Annotated in this window: 20 protein-coding genes and 1 pseudogene; 14 read left to right on the top strand and 7 right to left on the bottom strand. The window is 42.2% G+C overall.

Annotated elements, in window-relative coordinates:
• The 7 genes and pseudogenes from CXF61_RS13640 to CXF61_RS13610 all read left to right on the top strand — a co-directional run.
• Positions 1-200, top strand: a pseudogene (locus CXF61_RS13640) (IS982 family transposase); the annotation flags it as partial.
• A gap of 43 nt (positions 201-243) precedes the next feature.
• Positions 244-666, top strand: a complete 423-nt coding sequence (locus CXF61_RS13635) for an RNA-binding S4 domain-containing protein (RefSeq protein WP_102091790.1) — start codon at positions 244-246, stop codon at positions 664-666.
• 207 nt (positions 667-873) lie between these two features.
• On the top strand, positions 874-1,371 hold the full coding sequence (locus CXF61_RS13630) for a low molecular weight protein-tyrosine-phosphatase (RefSeq protein WP_165598605.1): 498 nt from the start codon (positions 874-876) through the stop codon (positions 1,369-1,371).
• Between the two features lie 315 nt (positions 1,372-1,686).
• Positions 1,687-2,727 carry a UDP-N-acetylmuramate dehydrogenase gene (murB, locus tag CXF61_RS13625; protein ID WP_264755691.1) on the top strand — a complete coding sequence of 347 codons (1,041 nt, stop codon included), beginning with the start codon at positions 1,687-1,689 and terminating at the stop codon, positions 2,725-2,727.
• A complete protein-coding gene (locus tag CXF61_RS13620; protein ID WP_193834242.1) occupies positions 2,693-3,505 on the top strand; it encodes a YdcF family protein in 813 nt (270 codons plus the stop codon). The genes murB and CXF61_RS13620 overlap by 35 nt, the downstream gene beginning before the upstream one ends.
• 115 nt (positions 3,506-3,620) lie before the next feature.
• Complete coding sequence (gene ccoS / locus CXF61_RS13615) at positions 3,621-3,881, top strand: cbb3-type cytochrome oxidase assembly protein CcoS (RefSeq protein WP_227526711.1); 261 nt, start codon at positions 3,621-3,623, stop codon at positions 3,879-3,881.
• A gap of 97 nt (positions 3,882-3,978) precedes the next feature.
• Entirely contained in the window at positions 3,979-4,878 is a 900-nt protein-coding gene (locus CXF61_RS13610; RefSeq protein ID WP_165598603.1) for a sulfite exporter TauE/SafE family protein, read from the top strand.
• Positions 4,879-4,984: 106 nt separating this feature from the next.
• Here the strand turns inward: CXF61_RS13610 and CXF61_RS13605 are convergent, their stop codons facing one another.
• Positions 4,985-6,139 carry a DEAD/DEAH box helicase gene (locus CXF61_RS13605; RefSeq protein WP_102091784.1) on the bottom strand — a complete coding sequence of 385 codons (1,155 nt, stop codon included), beginning with the start codon at positions 6,137-6,139 and terminating at the stop codon, positions 4,985-4,987.
• Between the two features lie 290 nt (positions 6,140-6,429).
• Positions 6,430-6,645, bottom strand: a complete 216-nt coding sequence (locus CXF61_RS13600; RefSeq protein WP_057760416.1) for a cold-shock protein — start codon at positions 6,643-6,645, stop codon at positions 6,430-6,432.
• A 445-nt stretch (positions 6,646-7,090) separates the two neighbouring features.
• Here CXF61_RS13600 and aroQ point away from each other — a divergent pair, with 445 nt between their 5' ends.
• A complete protein-coding gene (gene aroQ, locus CXF61_RS13595; protein ID WP_165598602.1) occupies positions 7,091-7,627 on the top strand; it encodes a type II 3-dehydroquinate dehydratase in 537 nt (178 codons plus the stop codon).
• Positions 7,628-7,750: 123 nt separating this feature from the next.
• Complete coding sequence (locus CXF61_RS13590) at positions 7,751-9,052, top strand: ABC1 kinase family protein (RefSeq protein WP_165598601.1); 1,302 nt, start codon at positions 7,751-7,753, stop codon at positions 9,050-9,052.
• A 33-nt stretch (positions 9,053-9,085) separates the two neighbouring features.
• Here CXF61_RS13590 and CXF61_RS13585 read toward each other — a convergent pair whose 3' ends face one another.
• Positions 9,086-9,916 carry an ion transporter gene (locus CXF61_RS13585; protein ID WP_057760421.1) on the bottom strand — a complete coding sequence of 277 codons (831 nt, stop codon included), beginning with the start codon at positions 9,914-9,916 and terminating at the stop codon, positions 9,086-9,088.
• Positions 9,917-10,233: 317 nt separating this feature from the next.
• Here CXF61_RS13585 and CXF61_RS13580 point away from each other — a divergent pair, with 317 nt between their 5' ends.
• Positions 10,234-10,983, top strand: a complete 750-nt coding sequence (locus CXF61_RS13580; protein ID WP_102091781.1) for a YebC/PmpR family DNA-binding transcriptional regulator — start codon at positions 10,234-10,236, stop codon at positions 10,981-10,983.
• Positions 10,984-11,063: 80 nt separating this feature from the next.
• Here CXF61_RS13580 and CXF61_RS13575 read toward each other — a convergent pair whose 3' ends face one another.
• Positions 11,064-11,630 carry a methylated-DNA--[protein]-cysteine S-methyltransferase gene (locus CXF61_RS13575; RefSeq protein WP_165598600.1) on the bottom strand — a complete coding sequence of 189 codons (567 nt, stop codon included), beginning with the start codon at positions 11,628-11,630 and terminating at the stop codon, positions 11,064-11,066.
• 54 nt (positions 11,631-11,684) lie between these two features.
• Positions 11,685-13,064: a signal recognition particle-docking protein FtsY gene (gene ftsY, locus CXF61_RS13570; protein ID WP_165598599.1), complete on the bottom strand. Its 1,380-nt coding sequence runs from the start codon at positions 13,062-13,064 to the stop codon at positions 11,685-11,687.
• Between the two features lie 294 nt (positions 13,065-13,358).
• On the opposite strand from ftsY, the gene CXF61_RS13565 reads away from it, so the two are divergent.
• The 3 genes from CXF61_RS13565 (at position 13,359) to CXF61_RS13555 (ending at position 16,715) form a co-directional block, all read left to right on the top strand.
• Positions 13,359-13,508, top strand: coding sequence for a hypothetical protein (locus tag CXF61_RS13565; RefSeq protein WP_165598598.1), 150 nt, complete (start codon positions 13,359-13,361; stop codon positions 13,506-13,508).
• A 65-nt stretch (positions 13,509-13,573) separates the two neighbouring features.
• A complete protein-coding gene (locus tag CXF61_RS13560) occupies positions 13,574-15,070 on the top strand; it encodes a M16 family metallopeptidase (protein ID WP_165598597.1) in 1,497 nt (498 codons plus the stop codon).
• A gap of 67 nt (positions 15,071-15,137) precedes the next feature.
• On the top strand, positions 15,138-16,715 hold the full coding sequence (locus CXF61_RS13555) for a M16 family metallopeptidase (protein ID WP_165598596.1): 1,578 nt from the start codon (positions 15,138-15,140) through the stop codon (positions 16,713-16,715).
• A gap of 148 nt (positions 16,716-16,863) precedes the next feature.
• On the opposite strand, the gene CXF61_RS13550 is transcribed toward CXF61_RS13555, so the two are convergent.
• Entirely contained in the window at positions 16,864-17,439 is a 576-nt protein-coding gene (locus CXF61_RS13550; RefSeq protein ID WP_165598595.1) for a hypothetical protein, read from the bottom strand.
• 268 nt (positions 17,440-17,707) lie between these two features.
• Entirely contained in the window at positions 17,708-18,655 is a 948-nt protein-coding gene (locus CXF61_RS13545) for a D-Ala-D-Ala carboxypeptidase family metallohydrolase (RefSeq protein ID WP_165598594.1), read from the bottom strand.
• Positions 18,656-18,939: 284 nt separating this feature from the next.
• Between CXF61_RS13545 and rodA the strand changes: the two genes are divergently transcribed.
• Complete coding sequence (gene rodA / locus CXF61_RS13540; RefSeq protein WP_057760433.1) at positions 18,940-20,082, top strand: rod shape-determining protein RodA; 1,143 nt, start codon at positions 18,940-18,942, stop codon at positions 20,080-20,082.
• Positions 20,083-20,220 lie beyond the last annotated feature (138 nt).

Below are 20,220 nucleotides of genomic sequence, written 5' to 3'. Positions count from 1 at the left end.
TAATGAAAGCCCGCCGTATCGTTGAAACTGTCATTGGTCAGCTATCAGAACGATTTAATATACAAAGGGTACGAGCAAGAGATTTATGGCATTTGTCTCATCGATTGATTCGTAAAATCCTGTCACACAATCTGTGCTTTGTACTCAACAAAAAACTTGGTAATCCGCCTCTTCAGTTTGATTTGCTTATTTCAAGTTGAGAGTGGGGTGATTTAATATATAAATTAATGCAGAGTGACTCTTATGAAAAAAAATACTGATGACAATAACCAAGGTTTGGTGAAAATCCGTCTCGATAAATGGCTTTGGGCAGCTAGGTTTTATCGTACACGCACCCTAGCCAAACAAGCGATTGAAAGTGGACGCGTGCACTATGCTGGTAGCCGGGTAAAAACCAGTAAAGAGATTTCAGTCGGAGATGAGCTAACCATTCGTCAAGGCTCAGCGACCGCTATGACTGAAAAGACGGTCGTTGTTGAGGCGCTATCTGCACAGCGTGGCAATGCGACCGCCGCTGAGGTACTATATTCAGAGACCAAAGAAAGCGAGACGCGCCGTGCTTACTATGCCGAACAGCGTAAACTAGCCAACCTTGCTCGTCCTGACAACAAACCCAACAAAAAAGAGCGACGCGATCTACAACGTTTTAAAAGTAATCAAGATTAAAACCGTTTCACTATCTCACCTTTTGGCCATGCATCATATGGCCAAATTTTCATTGTTAAATGACGCTATTGTTTAGTCTCTATCCTTGCCATTCCAAGCATTAAGCGTTACGCTAGCAGCTGATTCAATCGATTGCATGCTAATAAAAGCCGCATTAACAATGCTGGTCTCTTATAGCATGTTTTTTTTGTTATAGAAGGTCATATTATGCTGATGAAAGCCTGTACTCCCTCGTCTGTATTATTGGTATGTTTGGGAAATATCTGCCGCTCCCCTACTGCTGAAGAAGTTTTTCGTCAGCAAGCAGCGATTGCTGGACTATCTATAAAAGTAGACTCAGCAGGCACCAGTGATTGGCACGTTGGCAGTGCGCCTGATGCTCGCTCACAACGTCATGCTAAGTCACACGGCTATAAAATTAATAAGCTGGTCGCTCGTCAAGTCAGTACCAGTGATTTTCATGATTTTGATTTAATCTTAGCCATGGATTCACAGAATCTAGCTGATCTACAAGCTATCAAAGATGGCATTATAGAGTCAGAAGATAATTTAGCAACACTAGCGCTGTTCAGTGAAGAAGACCCTACCTATTGCGGTAGCGATGTGCCAGATCCATATAAGGGCGATAACGATGATTTCGAAGAAGTGATCGAGCGTATCGAATCAAGCGCCCAAGCTTGGATAGAAAGCTGGAAAGCCTGCTAGCCATACCGTCTATATTTCTGCTACTCTTGCATCCGGTATCCTCTATAATAAGGTTAATCTTCTATAAAAGAGCTACAGCGTTAACCTCGCTTGAAGTATCACAGTTACGTCTGCACTCAGTTGCTTTGTATCTCTTTTAAATTGAAACAACTATAGCTACCTTATCATTTATTATCCTTTTGCCACATAGGCTATGTTATGACCCAAGCTTCACGCCTTGACCACAGTACTCAGTCTACCATCAGCTCTGATGTTTCGAATGTTTCAGCGACTACCGTAGTCATTGATTCAATCGATTTGTCACATGATAATACTATGGCATTGGCCTGTGTTGCTGATTCTGTCGTGACATTAGAGAATGAAGCGCAGCTTGATGATTTTATGGCAGCTTATATAGAGGATACAGCAGACAAATTGCCACTGTTTGTACTGTCTGGCGGTAGCAATGTTTTATTGCCTGCCGCTTTGAAAGCCATAGTATTACAGCCAAAGATGCGTGGTATTCATCTGACCGAACAAACTGACGATTATGTCGATATCGAAGTAATGGCTGGCGAAAACTGGCATGATTTGGTCGTACATACGGTCAATCAAGGTTGGTATGGGTTAGAAAATCTTGCCTTAATACCGGGTCTGACAGGCGCTGCACCCATACAAAATATCGGTGCATACGGCGTACAATTAGAAGACCACTTACAGTATGTACGCGCCTATCATTTGCCGACACAAACTTGGCACCATTTATCAGCTGCTGATTGCCAATTTGGCTATCGTGACAGTATCTTTAAACGCACACCAAACACATGGCTTATTAGTCGTGTGGGTTTCAGATTACATACTGATCCTGCCAATATTTTAGCCAGTTATGGCGATGTACAGACTGTGGCGCAGCGCTATGCGGAGCAACAAGGGCGCGAGCAAGCAACTCCTGCTGACGTTATGCAAGCTATTATAGATATTAGACAACAAAAGCTGCCTGACCCAAAACAGCTACCTAATTGTGGCAGTTTTTTTCAAAACCCTATTATCGCTCAGGAGCGGTTCACAGCGCTGCAAGCAACTTATCCAGCTATCGTTGGTTACGCGATGCCTGATGCAATGGTAAAGGTTGCCGCAGGCTGGCTCATTGAGCAAGCAGGGTTAAAAGGGGGCGGCATTGCACCTATTTTTACGCATAAACAGCAAGCACTAGTATTGACCAATCATACGCCTCAGCAAGCCACGCAAGAAGATGTAGCCATAGCGCAGAAACATATCGCTGCTACTGTCTATGAAAAATTTGCCATTCAATTGTCACGTGAGCCAGTCTGGGTAAATGCTGATGGCTCAATTGGATATGCTGAGCATGTTGCCTAAAAAATCATGGTCTAAGCGGCTATTATCTAAACGATTATGGCGATATTACTTGCGGTTTTCTGAACGCATGGTGACACTATTTCGCATTATCAATATTACTTTCATACTAGGCTCCACGTCTGTTATTTTAGTAATTATTAGCCTATTTACCCCGCTGTTTTCGCAAGCAATCGTTTATATTTTTTCTCTATTGCCGCTACCTGACATGCCTGCTGCTGCCATGAGCTCCCCGCCTACCGCTTATGTAGTCCTAGGCGGCGGTCTGACCAATGACCACAACAACCAAATTATCCTAAATCGCTATAGTCTCAATCGCGCCCGTACCGCTGCAGGCGCTTACCATGACTTACCTCTACCGATTGTACTGAGTGGCGCTGAAGCTCCATGGCTCGGTCAATGGTTGATGGAACACGGTATCGACGGACTGATCAGTGAAAATGCTAGCATGAATACATGTGAAAACGCCCGCTTTACAGCCAAACGCATTCCGTTACGCCATGTATATCTGATTACTGATAGCTATCATATGGCGCGTGCACGCAGACAGTTTGCCTTAAATGGTATCAATAGCACACCACTCCCTGCGCCACTGCCAGTAAGACGCGACTGGATGAAGCCTGCACACAACTTAAGTCACTCACGGCGCGCTGTCTATGAGGTCGCAGCCTATCTGCGCGATGTGATACGTCCCCAGATGGACTGCCGCCATGCCAATGATGTGACTTCGCAGCAGCTATTAACCCCAAGAGGCAATGCCACAAAAAACTCTGACGAATAAACGTTAAAGATGTATACGATACCATTGAGAGACGCATTCTAAATGCTACCGAACATCCACTACATTTGTGATGGGTGTATAATAATAAGAGACACTGCTATTTAAGAGATTTGCCATGCTCAGTATATTTTTATTAATTCCATTAAGTCTCATGCTGTTTGTGGTTGCTATTTGGGCAGTGCGTTATGCGGTCAAGTCAAATCAATTCGAAGATCTGGACAATGCATCACAGCGTATTATATTGGATGACCGTCAAGAACGCCGCCAAACTATGCAGGCTCATGAACGCTCAGCACCTACCCAGCAGCAAGATAAAACAGCCGCAACTGATGGAAATAACGATCATTCTGAGATAAATAAAGATTCAGAAATCTAATTTATCTGCCTTATAAATGCGTAATTTATTGGTGCCGTTTTATTAAATAATTCAGCACTAGCAAGTTCGCCCTTTACCATTCTTAGGAGACGCATTCATGACCATCGCTTTACTTGTGGCGGCATTACTAATGGGATTCTTTGGTTCACCGCATTGTTTAGGCATGTGTGGCGGTCTTGTGACCGCATTTGGTCTGTCTATGAAAGATGTCAGCCCCGCCAAACGTCGTGCTTTGGTGGCCACGTATCATTTTGGGCGTTTAACGAGTTACGCATTATTGGGTTTAATTGCAGGGCTAATCGGTATTACCGTATTAAAGCCATTGATGATGGGTAATAGTACACCGCGTATTTTATTAGGATTGGTACTGGTATTCGTCGGTGTGACGATGCTTGGTGCGCCGTTTTTGACTAAGCTTGAACGTTTTGGTATGCGCTTTTGGCAGTATCTTAGCCCATTGCGTCAAAAGGTATTTCCACTTAATACTTTTCCGCGCGCATTAACAGCAGGGTTGCTTTGGGGCTTTTTGCCTTGTGGTTTGGTATATGGCGCTCTACTAATTGCGGTCGTTGCTCATAATCCATTAAGCGGTGCTGCGTTGATGTTTGTCTTTGGTCTAGGAACCATACCGATGTTGGTTGCGACGCATGAAACGGTGGGTTGGCTACGTGATAAGATTGGACGTTTTCGCCTAAGACAGCTAAACGGTGCGGTTATGGTGATATCAGGTTTGGCAGTAGCGGTCGTGCCGATGGTCATGGCAAATATGCATGGCGGCCATGGTGAGATGAACCATGGTAGCCACGCTGCTATGATGTCTGATATGGACTCTCATAATATGAGCCAAATGAATCATGATATGAATATGGCAGAAGACATGGATCATAACATGCAGGATATGGACAACCATATGGATCATAGTATGCATGACATGAGTGATGAATCAATGGACATGAATCACCATGAACATACTGAAATAATGGAACATGCTCAATAAAATTATTTAAACAGATACTATTAACACTTAGCATATAACAAAGCCCTCAATACCATTTTTGATATTGAGGGCTTTTGCTTGTTAAATAGTGCTCAGTTTATAGCAATTATTCCTGCCATTGCTCAAGCGTAAACTTGGTTTCTAAATGCTTCTCTAATGCCGGTATATTAAAGGCATCATCCTCACTCACAAAGCTGATACTAATACCTGTCTGACCCGCACGGCCCGTACGACCGATACGGTGTACATAGTCATCTGGCTGATCAGGCAAAGTAAAATTAACCACATGGCTGATATCATCGACATGGATACCGCGCCCTGCTACATCTGTCGCCACCAAGATAGATGCGTGACCATCTTTAAATCGCTGTAAGTACTTCTCACGTTTTTGCTGAATGACATCGCCCGAGAGCATCACAATATTATGCGCTTGACGCAGTTTGTGATACAGACGCTTTACTTGGTCTTTACGATTGGCAAAGACGATGACCTTCTCTACTGCTTCATCACTGATAATACGCTGCAAGGCGTCTAGCTTTTGATCTTCTGTCAGCAAATAAAAATGCTGATCTACTAACTCGCTGGTCTTGTGTTCAGGCTCAATTTCAACAAACTGAGGCTCATGTAACCAACGATAGGCCAAATTCATCACATCTTGGTTAAAGGTTGCAGAAAACAGCAAGCTTTGGCGATCGGTATTGGCAGGCATTCGACCAACTAGGCGCTTGATATCAGGAATGAACCCCATATCTAACATGCGATCGGCTTCATCAAGTACCAGTACTTCTACTCTATCTAGATACACCATGCCTTTATTAGCAAGGTCAATTAGACGGCCAGGCGTCGCTACCAAGATATCAACGTATTGACGTTCAAGCTCGTGCTGCTGAGTTTCATAATTAGTACCGCCCATAATACAGACGCTATGTAGCGAGGTATATTTGGTTAATGCAATGCAGTCATCAAATATTTGCTGAGCCAATTCGCGAGTTGGCGCCATGACCACAGCGCGCGGCTCACCAAGATAGCGCTCTTCGTCATTAGTAAATGGACGCTTAAGCAAGGCTTCCATAATAGTCAGTAGAAAAGTCGCTGTTTTCCCTGTGCCCGTTTGTGCTTGTCCAATAGCATCTTGATGTGCCAATGTATGCGGTAGTATCTTTGCCTGAATGGGCGTCAATTCAGTAAATCCTAGATCACTTACTGCACGCAGGGTCGCTGTTGAAAGTGGCAAATCAGTAAACGTTGTAAAATTGCTCAAAAAAATATCCTTTTAAATGAATTGCTTGTATTTTATTAATTATAAATAGGCTCACAATGAACCTTTATAGTGTCAAATGTAGTGTTTAAACCGTAATCAGTAAGCGTAGCTTTATCAAGTCTGCAAACTACCATCAAACATATAGGCATAAAAAAAGCCAAGCCCAAATCCAATCCTACCAAATATGCTGCAGTTCACTCAACATAGGTAAGATAAGATGGGCTTGACTCAGTAGTATATCAGTAGTTTGTACAGACATTATAACTAAACCGCTCTAATGCCTGAGTAAATTACTCTTCTATCTTTCTGACTTCTTCAGCTTGCAGACCTTTGTCACCTTCTACTACGCTGAACTCAACTTTTTCGCCATCTTTTAGAGAACGATAGCCATCACCCTGAATCGCGCGGAAATGGACAAAAATATCTTCTCCGCTGTCACGTTGAATGAAACCAAAGCCTTTTGAGTCATTAAACCACTTAACGATACCTTGCTCACGAGCTGACATAATATTACTTCCTAAAAAAGTCCGCTTAGCCCTAGCTTCCTTTGCGACATTGCATATAAACAGGGTCTAAGATTATGAAATCAAACATTAAGAGTATTACTACTCTACTTATCATCGTCTATGCAGTGCTTTAATTACCTACATAGTACTTCCATAACGAATTAGCTAAACGCCCTTATCGTCATGAAATTCGATGATAGCAACAAACTTGCAATATTTATTGCATAAAAAATATCATAGCACGGGTTTTTAGCAACATAAAGACTTTTAATATGCTTTTTGATATCTAAATAATTTTTTAGATAAATTTTTATAACCTAGCTGGCAAGCTGTTATGATAAAGAGCAAAATGTGTTGAAGCCAATTTAGCTTGGCAGCTCACGCCTTAAATTATTCATATATTATTATAAATTATTAACACCGCTCAATAGTTACCGAGACCATTATGACCTCCTCTACTCCATCAAAAACAGCCGAACAATCGACTAACGAAAATTCAAATCAAATATTGACTCATAAATTACTATTGGTAAACGGAGTAAATCTGAATTTACTCGGTAAGCGGGAACCGCATATTTATGGTCATACGACACTTGCTGATATAGAAAAGCAACTAGTTGAGCACGCCGCTCGCCACGGTGTAGAGTTGATATGTATACAGTCCAACCATGAAGGTAAGCTAGTAGACGATATCCAGCATCATGGACTATTAGCGGATAAATCTGCCCAAGTCGATGCTATTATCATTAACCCAGCTGCATTTACGCATACTTCAGTAGCGATGCGCGATGCGCTATTGGCCACCCAAAAACCATTTATAGAAGTACATTTATCCAATGTTCATGCCCGTGAGCCTTTCCGTCATCATTCATATCTAAGTGACGTTGCGGTCGGAGTTATTTGCGGCTTGGGACAATTAGGCTATCAAATGGCACTTGATTACTGGTTGAGCAATATGTATGCAGTTGACACAAGCAAATGATATGACTGTGCTTACTTTTTTATAAATGATTACTCGCGTCTTCACACATTAGTCAAACAGTAATTTTGCAATTAAAATAATAGAATTACGACTGAGCAAACAACCCATTATACGGTGACATGAATGGCAAAATCGTCCGGAAAACGCTTTATGAAACTCGCTGGCATGACAGCGAGTATTGCTGGCAAAGCCGCCAAAAACTCATTTAAGCATCTCTCAAGTGACGAAGAAAAACGTCTGCAAGCTCGCTCAGATCTGATGCAAGACGTGGGCGTTCAAATTGCCGAAACGTTGGGTGAGATGAAAGGCGCAGTAATGAAGGTCGGACAGATTGCTTCACAATATAAGGATGTTTTCCCGCCTGAGGTTGCGTCAGCACTTGAAAAGCTACAGAAAGATGCGCCGCCAATGCCGTATGCGCAGATACAAGCCCAAGTTGAACGCGAACTGAAAGCGCCGATCTTAGAGTTATTCAGCGAGTTTGAAGAGACACCCTTTGCCGCAGCATCTATTGGACAAGTGCATAAAGCGACGTTGCCATCAGGTCAAAAAGTGGTGGTCAAAGTTCAGTATCCTGATGTCGATGAAAACTGCGATAGCGATCTCAAACAAGTACGTATGGCTTTAAAAATCGCTGGCGTGCTCAATATGAGCAAGCAACTACAAGAGCAGCTTTTTAATGAGATTCGCCAGAGCCTGCACGATGAATTAGACTATGTTAAAGAAGCTCATAACTTACGCGTATTCGGCGCTTTTCATGCAGAAGATGAAGGCCTTATTATTCCCAAAGTGATTAGCAGCCATTCTTCTAGACGGATTTTAACGTTAACCGAAGAGATGGGAGAGACATTGACTGTCGCTGCAACATGGGACAATGACGTCAAACAAAAAATAGCTGAGCGTTTATTTCATTTTACCGCAGGCCAGCTATTTGGATTATACCGTATGCACTGCGACCCTCATCCAGGTAACTTTGCGTTCCGTCATGATGGCAGTGTCGTGGCTTATGACTTTGGGGGCATCCGCAGTTATAGTGATAGCGAAGTACAGCTATTCAAACGCTTTGTCAAACATGCGATAAGAGGTGACGTCACTGCACTTGAACAGGATTTGATTGCGCTAGATATTCGCCGCGAAGATGACAAGAACATCCCTGGTGAGTTTTATGAAAAGTGGCTATCAATCGGACTCAAACCTTTATCCATTAGCCCGTATCAAGAAGGAAATTTTGATTTTGGTAGTAGCCAAGTCCATCATGAGGCAATCGCACAGATGCGTACGTCTTTGAAGTACTTTGGTCAGTTTCAACCCTCAGCCACCACTATGATGCTAGACCGTACTGTATCAGGACAATACTGGAATCTGGTCAATCTAGGCGTCGAGATCGACCTCTCACCACTGGTTGATGAATATATCGATGCATAGTAGGTATGTTGACTGTCACGATTAAATCTGTCTCTAAATATGTAGCGCGTGACCACAACGATCGCAAAAGTCTGCCCCTACTGCATGACCGAATTTACCACAGTTGGGGCAAGTCACTGGGTTAAGTTGTGGACGCATATTACGTGCTAACTCTGACGTAAAAATACCTGTTGGTACCGCAATAATCGAATAACCCGTGATCATGACCATGGTTGCAATTGCTTGGCCGAGTGGTGTTTTGGGTGACATATCACCATAGCCAACCGTCGTCATCGTGACAACTGCCCAGTAGATAGACAGTGGAATACTGGTAAATCCATTTTCCGGCCCTTCTACCACATAAATAATCGAACCAAAGATGGTTACCAATAATACAAGCGATAAGAAAAAGACCGTGATTTTCTGCTGACTGGTTTTTAATGCAGACGCCAAGAACCCAGCCTGTTGCATATAGGCCTTGAGCTTAAGAACGCGGAACACACGTAAAATACGTAATACCCGTATCACAAGTAGATACTGCACGCCTACAAACATTAGGCTCAAATAACTTGGCAATACAGACAGTAAGTCTACTATTCCAAAGAAACTAAAAGCATATCGTAAGCGGTTGGGTGCTGAAAACAGCCTTAACGCATACTCAATAGTAAACAAAATGGTAAAAAACCACTCTGCATAAAAGAACAACGTGCCATACTGCAAACGCATATATAGCACACTATCAAGCATGACGACGGCCACACTGGCTAAAATTGCAATCAGCAATACAATATCAAAGAGCTTACCCAGACGAGTATCTGTGCCTTCAATAATGATATGCGTACGGTTACGCAAGTGTGTAAGAGCTTCGGCGGTTGGTTGCTTCATAGAATCAGTACTTTATAAAATCAATGGCTTGATAGCACGCAATGACTTAAAATGTGATGGATAAGGGCAAGTTGGTCAAAATAGCTAAAACTGGTTTATAATATCGCTCACCTATCACAGTGAATACAATCTATAAGTTGCCACAGTGTAGCAAAAAAGCACTCTCAACAACATACAAATCATTAACGTGCCAGTAGCGCTACTACCTCAAATAGACAAAGTAATGATAGTATAAAATCAGGCAATCAGATATCGAAGGTTGTTGTTGATCACTCTTTTTACCCATAAAAATAGTACGTAGAACTTAAGGATGTTATATGGCAGGCCATTCAAAATGGGCAAATATTAAACACCGTAAAGCCCGTCAGGATGCAGTAAGGGGTAAGATATTTACCAAGATTATTCGCGAAATCGTTTCAGCTGCCAAACAAGGCGATCCCGATCCTGACAAAAACCCACGCTTACGTGCAGTTATCGAAAAAGCTCTATCCGTCAATATGACGCGCGACACGATTAATCGTGCTGTCGACCGTGGTACAGGTGGCGGCGATAATGAGAATATGGAAGAAGTCAGTTACGAAGGCTACGGTGTTGGTGGTGTGGCTGTACTGGTCGAAACCATGACTGATAACCTTAACCGTACGGTCAGCGAAGTACGTCATGCTTTTACCAAGAATGATGGTAATCTTGGCACATCAGGTTCAGTGGCGTATCTATTCACTAAACGTGGCGAAATCACTTTTAACGATGTCAGCTTAGAAGATGAAGTGATGCTCGTTGCACTAGATGCGGGCGCCGTTGATATCGAAAATGATGGCGAAAGCTTGCTCGTTATTACTGAATGGGAAAGTTTCGGTCAAGTCCAAGATGCCCTTAATGCGGCTGGTCTTATTTCTGACAACGCCGAAGTCACTATGTCACCATCTACCACGGCTGAGATCGACAATGTTGATGATGCTGAAAAGATCATGAAGATGATCGATATGCTAGAAGATGCTGATGATGTGCAAGAAGTTTATACTAACGTGAACTTCTCTGCTGACGTCATGGCTCAGCTTGAAGCATAAGCTTATTAATTGTTCAGTAAAAAGGGCCAGATACTAAAAGTATTTGGCCCTTTTTTATTAAGATAGCTCCAGACTCAGTTCTATGTCCAACTTCCTTCAAGTGCTAGTAAATACTCTTTTTTATCTAGCCCGCCTGTATAGCCACCGAGCTTACCGTCGCTTGCAATGACTCGATGACAAGGAACGATGATACTAAAAGGATTTTTACCATTAGCCTGCGCAACCGCACGAAACCCCTTTGGACTGTTGACACGCTGCGCGAGTGTGGCATAGCTAATGGTTTCGCCATACTCAATACCTTGTAATGCCTGCCATACTCTTTGCTGAAACTCAGTGCCCATAGAGAAGTCTAAAGGCAAATCTAACGTCTTACGTTTACCATCAGCATAGTCTTTGAGTTGGAAAATCGTTTCTATCAATAATGCTTGAGCAGGTTTGTTCATGCTTAGGCTATTTTTATCTATAAAGGTAAAGTCTTCATCTGTCAGTCCATAGTACTTTTTAAGTTTGGGTACAGATTTTGAGCTGTGCCACGAGTTACCTGCCAGCAGCCAGTTGGCTTCAACAAGCATAGACTGACCATGCTCATTGACACGAGCAATTAGCGTTAATCGATGTGACCCAAACGCTGCTGTGGTAACTATCATAGCGTCTACTTCCCTATTATCTTAAAAATGATTTACCAATTAAAACTGGCTCTTTTATTCTTTATCGTCGGTCTCGAACAAGGCGGCGACAAATTGCTTCGGACTAAAAGAACGTAAGTCGTCAATCGACTCACCCACACCAATATAGCGGATAGGCACATCTGTCGTTTCGGCAATATTAAACACCACACCACCTTTAGCAGTACCATCTAACTTAGTAATAGTGATGCCTGTCAGCGGCACAACTTTATTGAATAGCTCGACTTGGTTAATAGCATTTTGACCCGTGCCAGCATCCAGCACAATCATACCTTCATGCGGAGCACTTGGATCCGCCTTACGCATGACACGTACGACCTTCTCTAACTCTGCCATCAAATGTGTCTTGTTTTGCAGACGTCCAGCAGTATCGGCGATGAGCACATCGATATTTTTTGCTTTGGCTGACTGCATCGCATCAAAAATGACAGAAGCGCTGTCAGAACCATGACCTTGCGCTACCACTGGAATATGATTACGCTCGCCCCAAATCTGTAGCTGCTCAGTAGCTGCCGCACGGAACGTATCACCCGCTGCCAGCATAACTGATTTACCTTCACCCTGTAGACGCTTGGCAAGCTTACCAATCGTTGTGGTTTTCCCTACGCCATTGACCCCTACTACCAATATAACAAATGGCTTTTTGCTAGTATCAATCACCAATGGCTCAACTTTTGGCGTTAGGATATCAACCAACTCACTTTGCAATGCTTTATATAGAGAATGTGCATAAATCAAGTCACCACGATCTGTCTGCTCAGTAAGGCTCTTGATGATACGGTTCGTCGCGTTGACGCCAATATCGGCTACCAATAGCTGATCTTCAACTTCTTCTAATAGCTCGTCATCAATCTCTTTACCACCGATTAAGATACTGACCATGCCTTCAGCTAAGTTTTTGCGTGACTTACTGAGGCCCGTTTTCATACGGTTGAACCAGCTGCCCTTTTTCTTATTCTCTTTTGTCTCTTGTGACTCTGTAGCGGACTCTTTTGCAGTATCTGCCTGTACGTCGCTGTTAGCCACTGGGTTTACGCTTGGCGTATCACCTAACTGTTCTTGCAGCGGCATAGCGGGAATAGTTGACGCAGCATTTGATTGACCTGTAGCGGCTGTCTCTGTAGCGCTTGAAAAGCTTTCAGAATTACCTTTAGGGACATTATGCTCTTCTGTCATGACAATTGGCGTCGCCAAAGCAATATTTTCTGCAGCATCATTGCTAGAGACGTCTTGGTTTACCGTACTGTCCTTTTGTGGCGCAATACTCTCTGTTTCATCAATAATGGGCACAGATTGCACTGGTAGACTGGGTAAGGTAATATCATCGTCATCTAAGTCGTCAAGACCAGTATCAAGGTTAATGACTACGCGGTTGCTATTGTTTGGGTTGTTCATAAGTTTGCCCTAAAAGTTATCACAATCAATTATTTGTTTATTGTTAATGGATTTATAGGTTGTCATCTGGCTACGAGCGACATGACGCTTAATTTTGACCTATTTTAGCATAATTCAAGTCGTGCTCAGCCCTTACCCTATTAGACTATCGTCAAAATTTATTTGTTTAAAAAATCACTCAATGATTTGAGAAAGTTTTGCTTAAGGTTTGGACACAAAATTCTGACCTGTTACTTGTCAGACTTCGCCTACTCTACCAAGACTTATTCGATAAAAACTTATTAGGAATCCGTTATGTCATTACTCTCTAAGCACTATAAGAAAATCAGCAGCATCAGTGTGGCTGTTTTATTAACGACGACTATATTGGTGACCGGTTGCACCACGACGCAAGAGTTCAGACCAACTGCTAGTGTTATGGTTGGTGCCCAGACCTCTTTATAATGTTTTCTATCGCTATGATTAGTATCTAATTCTTCTATTATTATTTTATATAAGTAGACCATACCATGCCATTGTCTTTACCTCTAGCAGCTGCACCATTACGCATTGCTTGTGCCTTAGCAGTAGCAGCGTCACTTGCTGCGTGTCAAACCAATATGATGCCTACTAACTCTGCAACTGCGACAAGCTCAATCGCAACCGATAGCTTGGCTCAAAACATATCAGATGAAAATAAAACGAGCAAAGACACTCAGCCGTCTGAGTTGACAATGGACATGTCAGGTCGACATGAATATCAGTTAGAAAATGGTCTAAAAGTCGTCATAAAAGAAGACCACCGTGCCCCAGTCGCTATGACACAAATCTGGTACCGAGTGGGCTCAGCAGATGAGCCTCTTGATAAAGGTGGTATCTCTCACTTACTCGAGCACATGATGTTTAAGGGCACGACCAACGTTTCTAGTGATGATTATGAGCGGCTAATTGCTAAGTTTGGCGGCGTCAACAATGCCTTTACCAGCTATGACTATACCGGATACTACGAGCTATTCCCTGCCAATCGTATGCCGTTAGCGCTAGAGCTTGAAGCAGATCGCATGAAAAACCTTATATTTGATGACAAAGAATTTGCTAAAGAGCATCAAGTGGTCATGGAAGAGCGTCGCCAACGTACTGATGACAATCCGCTTGCTAAAGCGTATGAGTCATTTCGTCTGCTGGCCTTACCTGACAGCCCAAAAGGCGAATCTGTAATTGGACCTATGAACGAGCTAGAATCGATTAAACTTTCAGATCTAAAAAATTGGTATAAGACGTGGTATGCACCAAATAATGCAACGTTAGTCATCGTCGGCGACGTGCAACCACAAGAAGTACTTACTCAAGTCAAACGTTACTTCGGTGATTTAGAAAAAAGCAACCTACCCAAACGTACTTCTGTGACTCAAAAAGGCTTCCGTGGTTATCAAAAGGTAGACTCTGAGCAAGCCGTACAAGTGCACGTTCTAATGATGGGTTACAACGTACCAAGCCTTGCCACGGCAGGCACCAACAATGAAAAACAAGCTTATGCCCTTTCACTTGCGCAAGATGTGCTCGATGGCGGCTTATCTGCACGCTTAGAGAGTCGACTGATACGTGAGCAAGGTATATTGACGACGGTTGGTACTTCTTACGACTTGCTAGATCGCGGCGACGGGCTGTTTTTGATTCAAGCAACACCTCGTGAAGGCGTCAGCTTAGAGCAAGCACAACAAGCTATAACCTTAGAAATAGAAAAGCTAAAAACCGATCCTATTGCCGATGATGAGATTAGTCGCGCCAAGACCAATACGGTTACTGGTTTGATTTACGCGCAAGACAGCATGGAAGGACAAGCGCGTATGATTGGCTCGTTACAATCTATCGGTCTAGATGACAGACTGCTTGCTAAACTGCCAGCTAAGCTCGATGGTATCAGTGTGGCTGATATTCAAGCTGCTAGTAAAAAGTATTTGGTCAAAGACAACTTAACGGTGATGCATGTCGTACCACCTAAAGACAATAAAACCTCAGCGAAATAGTCGCTGCCTATTATCAAACGTCTCATAAAAATGGCCATAGCACCGTATTCTTAATAAGAAGAAACTCATGATTCAGAATAAATACGACTCTAAAGCAAAACCAAAATCTTTTAAAACTGCTTCAGCCTCTATAAGAAGCACTATCGCATCTAAAAAGGGATCTTATCTCAGTGCTAGCGTAATTTTTGCTTTTGGTATCTTGGCTACTACTGCTCAAGCTGATACAACAGCTGCTGAAGATTACCGCTCACCTGCTGCAGTCGATGCAAGTGCGCCAATTGCTGCTCTATCTAAACTGACCAGCTTAGCCGATGACAAACCTTTAAAAGTCACCGTACCGACCATTCAACAGTTTAAGACCAAGTCTGGCGTACCTGTTATGTTTGTACAAACGACCACCTTGCCAATTGTCGATGTTGATTTGCGTTTTAATGCTGGTAGCGCGCGTGATGGTAGTATCAAAAAAGAGGGTTTTGGTATTGCGAATATGACAGCGACGATGCTCGAACAGGGCTCAAAAAGCCTAGATGAAAATGCATTTACTCGTGCAGTGGAAACGTTGGGCATCAATCTAAGCAGTAGCGCCTATAAGGATATGTTTATTGTTTCACTGCGTAGCCTATCTGATGATAAGCATCTTCTGCCAGCCATCGACTTAATGACACAGATGGTAAGTGAGCCTACGTTTGACGAGCAAGTTCTAGCTCGCAATAAAGCAAGACTGTTGGTCGGCCTGCAGCAACAAAAACAAGATCCTAATAGCTTAGCAAGCATCGCTTTCAACGAGGCTCTATATGGTACTCACCCTTACGCGCATCCATCAGTCGGCACACTAGAAAGCGTTCCTACGATTGAAAAGCAACAACTGATAGACTTTAAAAACAAATATCTGGTAGCAGCAAACGCATCTGTCGCTATGACCGGCAACCTGACATTAGCACAAGCCAAAAAACTGGCAGAAGACATCACTGCTAAATTGCCTACTGGCCAAGCTGCCACTGATTTACCTGAGCCGAAACTGCTTACTCAAGCGCAGCACGTTCATATTCCATTCCCAAGCACTCAAACCACTGTACTCATGGGACAGCTGGGTAGCAAAAGGGCAACCGACCCAATAGCACAGCAGCAGCAAACCAACTTTACTGTTGGAAACGAAGTCATGGCAGGCAGTGACTTTAATGCGCGACTAATGACGGAGGTAAGACAGAACCTCGGCTATACTTATGGAATCTCGGGATCGATGAATCCGATGCTCTCTCGAGGTCCCTACCAGATTGGTTTTTCAACACGTAATGACAAGGCGCGTGCGGCTATTGATGCAAGCTTAGCGGTTATCAATGAGACGCTAGACAAGGGTATCACCAATGAGGAGATGCGCTTAACTACAGATAATTTGAAAAACAGCTTCCCGATGGGGTTTGCGAGCAATGCTGGTATTAATAGCTTACTTGGAATGATGAATTTTTACCAATTGCCGAATAATTACTTAGCTGACTATACCAATCGCATTGATCAAGTCACACTTTCAGAGGTCAATCAAACCATGCGAGATAAGCTAAAACCTGATAACTTTTTAATAGTTACGGTTGGGCAAGAAGATCCTTGGAAAGAAAAGAAAGTGGTAGAAAAAACCAGTAAGAAATAAATCGCTAGGAAGCAATATTAGAAATAAGCGTTATCAATCCAATGGACGTATTATAAATGGTAAAAAATACTACTCATAATATGTCCATTTAAATATTTGAACGGCTATAATCTTTAAATAAGAAGCAGAACATTCTTAATGCTTGGCATTAGGAATACTTGGCGTCAGAAATTTTTAGCGCAACATCATAGACAAAATGCTCAGGCTTATGGGTAGCCCCGTTATAGCTCAAACGGATAACATGCTTATCATAAGACGTCACTTTATAATTACCATTGGCAAAGTTATGTAGCGTCGGCACAATTAATAGCGCTTCTATTTGACGGTTATCTACTTTAACATTGAGGCGCTGACCCTCTCGCGGATATAAGAAATAATCACAGTAGTCATTTACCATGACCTCTGATATACGTTCGATAACCTGATTACCTGTTTCTTCTTGAATTAATTTTGGACAGACATCAGAGCGCTTAGAGGCTAAACGAGCGTAAGAGTTCTTGATACTATCTCCTATCTCTTTAGAGCTTTGTATATGTCTATCAGCTTTATCCGTCACTATCATATTGTTTTCAGAGGACATCTCTGTACTACACGCATTAATCAATAATACCGACATAAGTGCAGAAGTAAACAAAGCGCCATACTTATAGTTCGAGTGCAAAAAACTTTGCTTCTCGTTATTTAATTTATGATAGTTTTTCATTGTCAAGCGCTGATTTTTCATAGTTTTCGCTTAAAGTAAATTTGGTGGTTTTCTTTATAAGCCATGAAAATATAAAGGCGATTGATAACAGATATTATTAAAGCATAGTTTTTAAAGACCAAACAAATTTTTAATGAACTCATGCATCTATCCTATGAATCCTACCAAATAATTACAAAATTATTATTTTTAGTAAACACCGGAATAGTATATACAAAAATGAATATATATCTAGCGTTATCTCGGCTAACTTTATAATTATTTGAATTCTCGATTCTTGATAAATCAATTAATAGCGGCAAGAAGAGGAACTACTAGCGTGATTGAACCCCCACTTACGATAACCATCCGTATCTAAATGAATAGCCCCTGTCGCATATAATCCTAAGCCAAAATTATAAGGCTGTCCTTGATACTGCCAAAACTGACATAAGCCATCATGCATGGTACTCAAGCGCCATAAATTGTCTTCGTACTCAGGCACCCAGATATCCATAGCGCTTGCATTCATATGCTTACTACCATCTGCCCCGCCTGCACAATCATTCAATCCTGGGTTACGATATACCGAACGTATCTCACTGCTGAGTGGTAAAATACCTTGGTTTTTCAACTCACTATAAAGGCGCAATGTTGGTACAATGTTAGACCATAGCTCTTGAGGCGGTAGTTGATACGGCTCATACCCGCATTTACTCCAACTACGGGCAGTCGTCAGCAGTTGAGACAATGGCGGTACATTCTGTGATCCGACTCTTGCGCTAAGATAACGCTCATACTCTGCTACTTGTCTGACACGATAGCTATTGCTGTTTAACCATGCATTAAAGTCCATACTCATAGAATCGTTATAAGCACCATTATAGGTGTTGCTTGCTGTACTATAAGTAGTACCGCGTCTCACTACATTCACACGTTTGTTTTCTTCAATGGACAACCTAGCATCAATCTCGAAATCACGCTGTTTTTGTACAATCAAGTTTTGCATACTGTCGCCATTTGCTGCATTCGCACCACTCAACATGGTGACACCAGGACGCTGATTTGAGCTATTGGTAGAGGGCGTTATATACGCATTACTGTTATTGCTTGTACTGCTACTTTGACGTATTTGAATACGGCGTTCACTATCGTCGCTGATAATAACGGCATGAGCACTGACACTGCCAGCACATAGAATAAGGGTGATAATAGGTTGGCAAATTTGCCTATACGCATGGATTTTTGATTTTATCATTGCAAGAAACTACCGCTAAAAACGTTTTATCGATACTATCAAATTTTCAACAAGCAGGCTAAACTATCGCTTCTAATTTGAAGTCCAATATTGATAATTAACACTTATCCTTATAACTTTTATAATTGAGTGACTTTATTATTATTTGTGAATTATATAGCCATTGCGTGCTCGCATATTTTTATTAAAGTCGGTACTTTTAAGTACGCTTCTCATCATTATTTATAATGAGATAATTTAGTTAGTACTTCCCTCCTACACCAATTGTTAGCCAAATTCTGCCTATGTCTTCTAACCCGCAATATCGTTTTTCACGTCAGAGCCATCATTTGGGTCAAGGTCATGCACCGACGCTATGGCAACGTATTCATATCGACCCATGGTTAACTTTACTGTTATTGACGGTTTGTTGTATTGGTCTGACGATTCTATACAGCGCCGCCAGCCAAGATATTGGTATGGTTATTCGCCAAATGGTCAGTTATGGAGTGGCATTCGCGGTAATGTTTACCATGGCGCAGATACCGCCCAGTCTCTATCGTACTTTTACGCCCATATTTTATGTCTTAGGACTTATATTATTGGTATTGGTAGATATTATCGGTGAAGTACGTATGGGTGCTCAGCGCTGGATCAATTTGCCTGGGTTCGGTAGTGTGCAGCCTTCAGAGTTTATGAAGCTTGGTATGCCAATGATGTGTGCTTGGTTTTTGTCTAAGCGTGATTTGCCACCGTCAGCATCTAGCATTGCTATTACCTTAGCATTGATCATTGTACCGGTGCTATTAATTGCTAAAGAGCCTGATCTTGGTACGTCGTTACTGGTCGCTGCTAGCGGCATATTTGTGCTTTTCTTAGCAGGCCTCTCGTGGCGATTGATTTCTGCTGCTGTAATTTTAGCTGTGCCGTTTATTGCTTTTGCTTGGAACTTTTTACTTCATGACTATCAGCGTACGCGAGTATTGACACTCCTTAATCCTGAAGCAGATGTACAAGGTGCTGGATGGAACATCATTCAATCGAAGACAGCCATTGGCTCTGGTGGTCTTACTGGAAAAGGCTATCTAGAAGGCACGCAATCACACCTACATTTCCTACCAGAAGGCCATACTGACTTTATTATTGCCGCCTTCTCCGAAGAGTTTGGTTTACTCGGTGTGATGCTACTGATGTTCATTTATTTCTGCCTTTTATCACGTGCCTTATATATCGCTTTTACTCATCCTGACGTTTATAGCAGATTGTTGGCTGGTGCTATCGCCATGTCTTTCTTTGTTTATATATTCGTCAATGTCGGTATGGTTGGCGGCATTTTGCCTGTCGTAGGTGTTCCACTACCATTCATTAGTTATGGTGGTACGGCTATCGTGACTCTGATGGCAGGATTTGGCCTACTCATGTCTATCCATACACATAAATCCGGCTAACTTGTATAATATATTTTCTGTATAATTCGTCTTTCAAGTAAGTCGTTATAATAATTATGGTAGTACCATTAAGATAAATTGTTTTGTACTACAAATGATTTGATAAAAGACAATGAGCCATAGCGTGAAGAAAAGTTT

Origin of the sequence: Psychrobacter sp. 4Dc (assembly GCF_002836715.1) — a bacterium.
In the GTDB taxonomy this organism is placed as follows: Bacteria; Pseudomonadota; Gammaproteobacteria; order Pseudomonadales; family Moraxellaceae; genus Psychrobacter.
The sequence above is the reverse complement of the archived record's forward strand: the minus strand, read 5'-3'. Positions and strand labels throughout refer to the sequence as shown.

Excerpts from the sequence above, each read along its gene's own strand:
- CXF61_RS13635 (WP_102091790.1), top strand. The coding sequence starts at position 244 with ATGAAAAAAAATACTGATGACAATAACCAAGGTTTGGTGAAAATCCGT.
- CXF61_RS13630 (WP_165598605.1), top strand. The coding sequence starts at position 874 with ATGCTGATGAAAGCCTGTACTCCCTCGTCTGTATTATTGGTATGTTTG.
- murB (WP_264755691.1), top strand. The coding sequence starts at position 1,687 with ATGGCATTGGCCTGTGTTGCTGATTCTGTCGTGACATTAGAGAATGAA.
- CXF61_RS13620 (WP_193834242.1), top strand. The coding sequence starts at position 2,693 with ATGGCTCAATTGGATATGCTGAGCATGTTGCCTAAAAAATCATGGTCT.
- ccoS (WP_227526711.1), top strand. The coding sequence starts at position 3,621 with ATGCTCAGTATATTTTTATTAATTCCATTAAGTCTCATGCTGTTTGTG.
- CXF61_RS13610 (WP_165598603.1), top strand. The coding sequence starts at position 3,979 with ATGACCATCGCTTTACTTGTGGCGGCATTACTAATGGGATTCTTTGGT.
- CXF61_RS13600 (WP_057760416.1), bottom strand. The coding sequence starts at position 6,645 with ATGTCAGCTCGTGAGCAAGGTATCGTTAAGTGGTTTAATGACTCAAAA.
- aroQ (WP_165598602.1), top strand. The coding sequence starts at position 7,091 with ATGACCTCCTCTACTCCATCAAAAACAGCCGAACAATCGACTAACGAA.
- CXF61_RS13590 (WP_165598601.1), top strand. The coding sequence starts at position 7,751 with ATGGCAAAATCGTCCGGAAAACGCTTTATGAAACTCGCTGGCATGACA.
- CXF61_RS13585 (WP_057760421.1), bottom strand. The coding sequence starts at position 9,916 with ATGAAGCAACCAACCGCCGAAGCTCTTACACACTTGCGTAACCGTACG.
- CXF61_RS13580 (WP_102091781.1), top strand. The coding sequence starts at position 10,234 with ATGGCAGGCCATTCAAAATGGGCAAATATTAAACACCGTAAAGCCCGT.
- CXF61_RS13575 (WP_165598600.1), bottom strand. The coding sequence starts at position 11,630 with ATGATAGTTACCACAGCAGCGTTTGGGTCACATCGATTAACGCTAATT.
- ftsY (WP_165598599.1), bottom strand. The coding sequence starts at position 13,064 with ATGAACAACCCAAACAATAGCAACCGCGTAGTCATTAACCTTGATACT.
- CXF61_RS13565 (WP_165598598.1), top strand. The coding sequence starts at position 13,359 with ATGTCATTACTCTCTAAGCACTATAAGAAAATCAGCAGCATCAGTGTG.
- CXF61_RS13560 (WP_165598597.1), top strand. The coding sequence starts at position 13,574 with ATGCCATTGTCTTTACCTCTAGCAGCTGCACCATTACGCATTGCTTGT.
- CXF61_RS13555 (WP_165598596.1), top strand. The coding sequence starts at position 15,138 with ATGATTCAGAATAAATACGACTCTAAAGCAAAACCAAAATCTTTTAAA.
- CXF61_RS13550 (WP_165598595.1), bottom strand. The coding sequence starts at position 17,439 with ATGAAAAATCAGCGCTTGACAATGAAAAACTATCATAAATTAAATAAC.
- CXF61_RS13545 (WP_165598594.1), bottom strand. The coding sequence starts at position 18,655 with ATGATAAAATCAAAAATCCATGCGTATAGGCAAATTTGCCAACCTATT.
- rodA (WP_057760433.1), top strand. The coding sequence starts at position 18,940 with ATGTCTTCTAACCCGCAATATCGTTTTTCACGTCAGAGCCATCATTTG.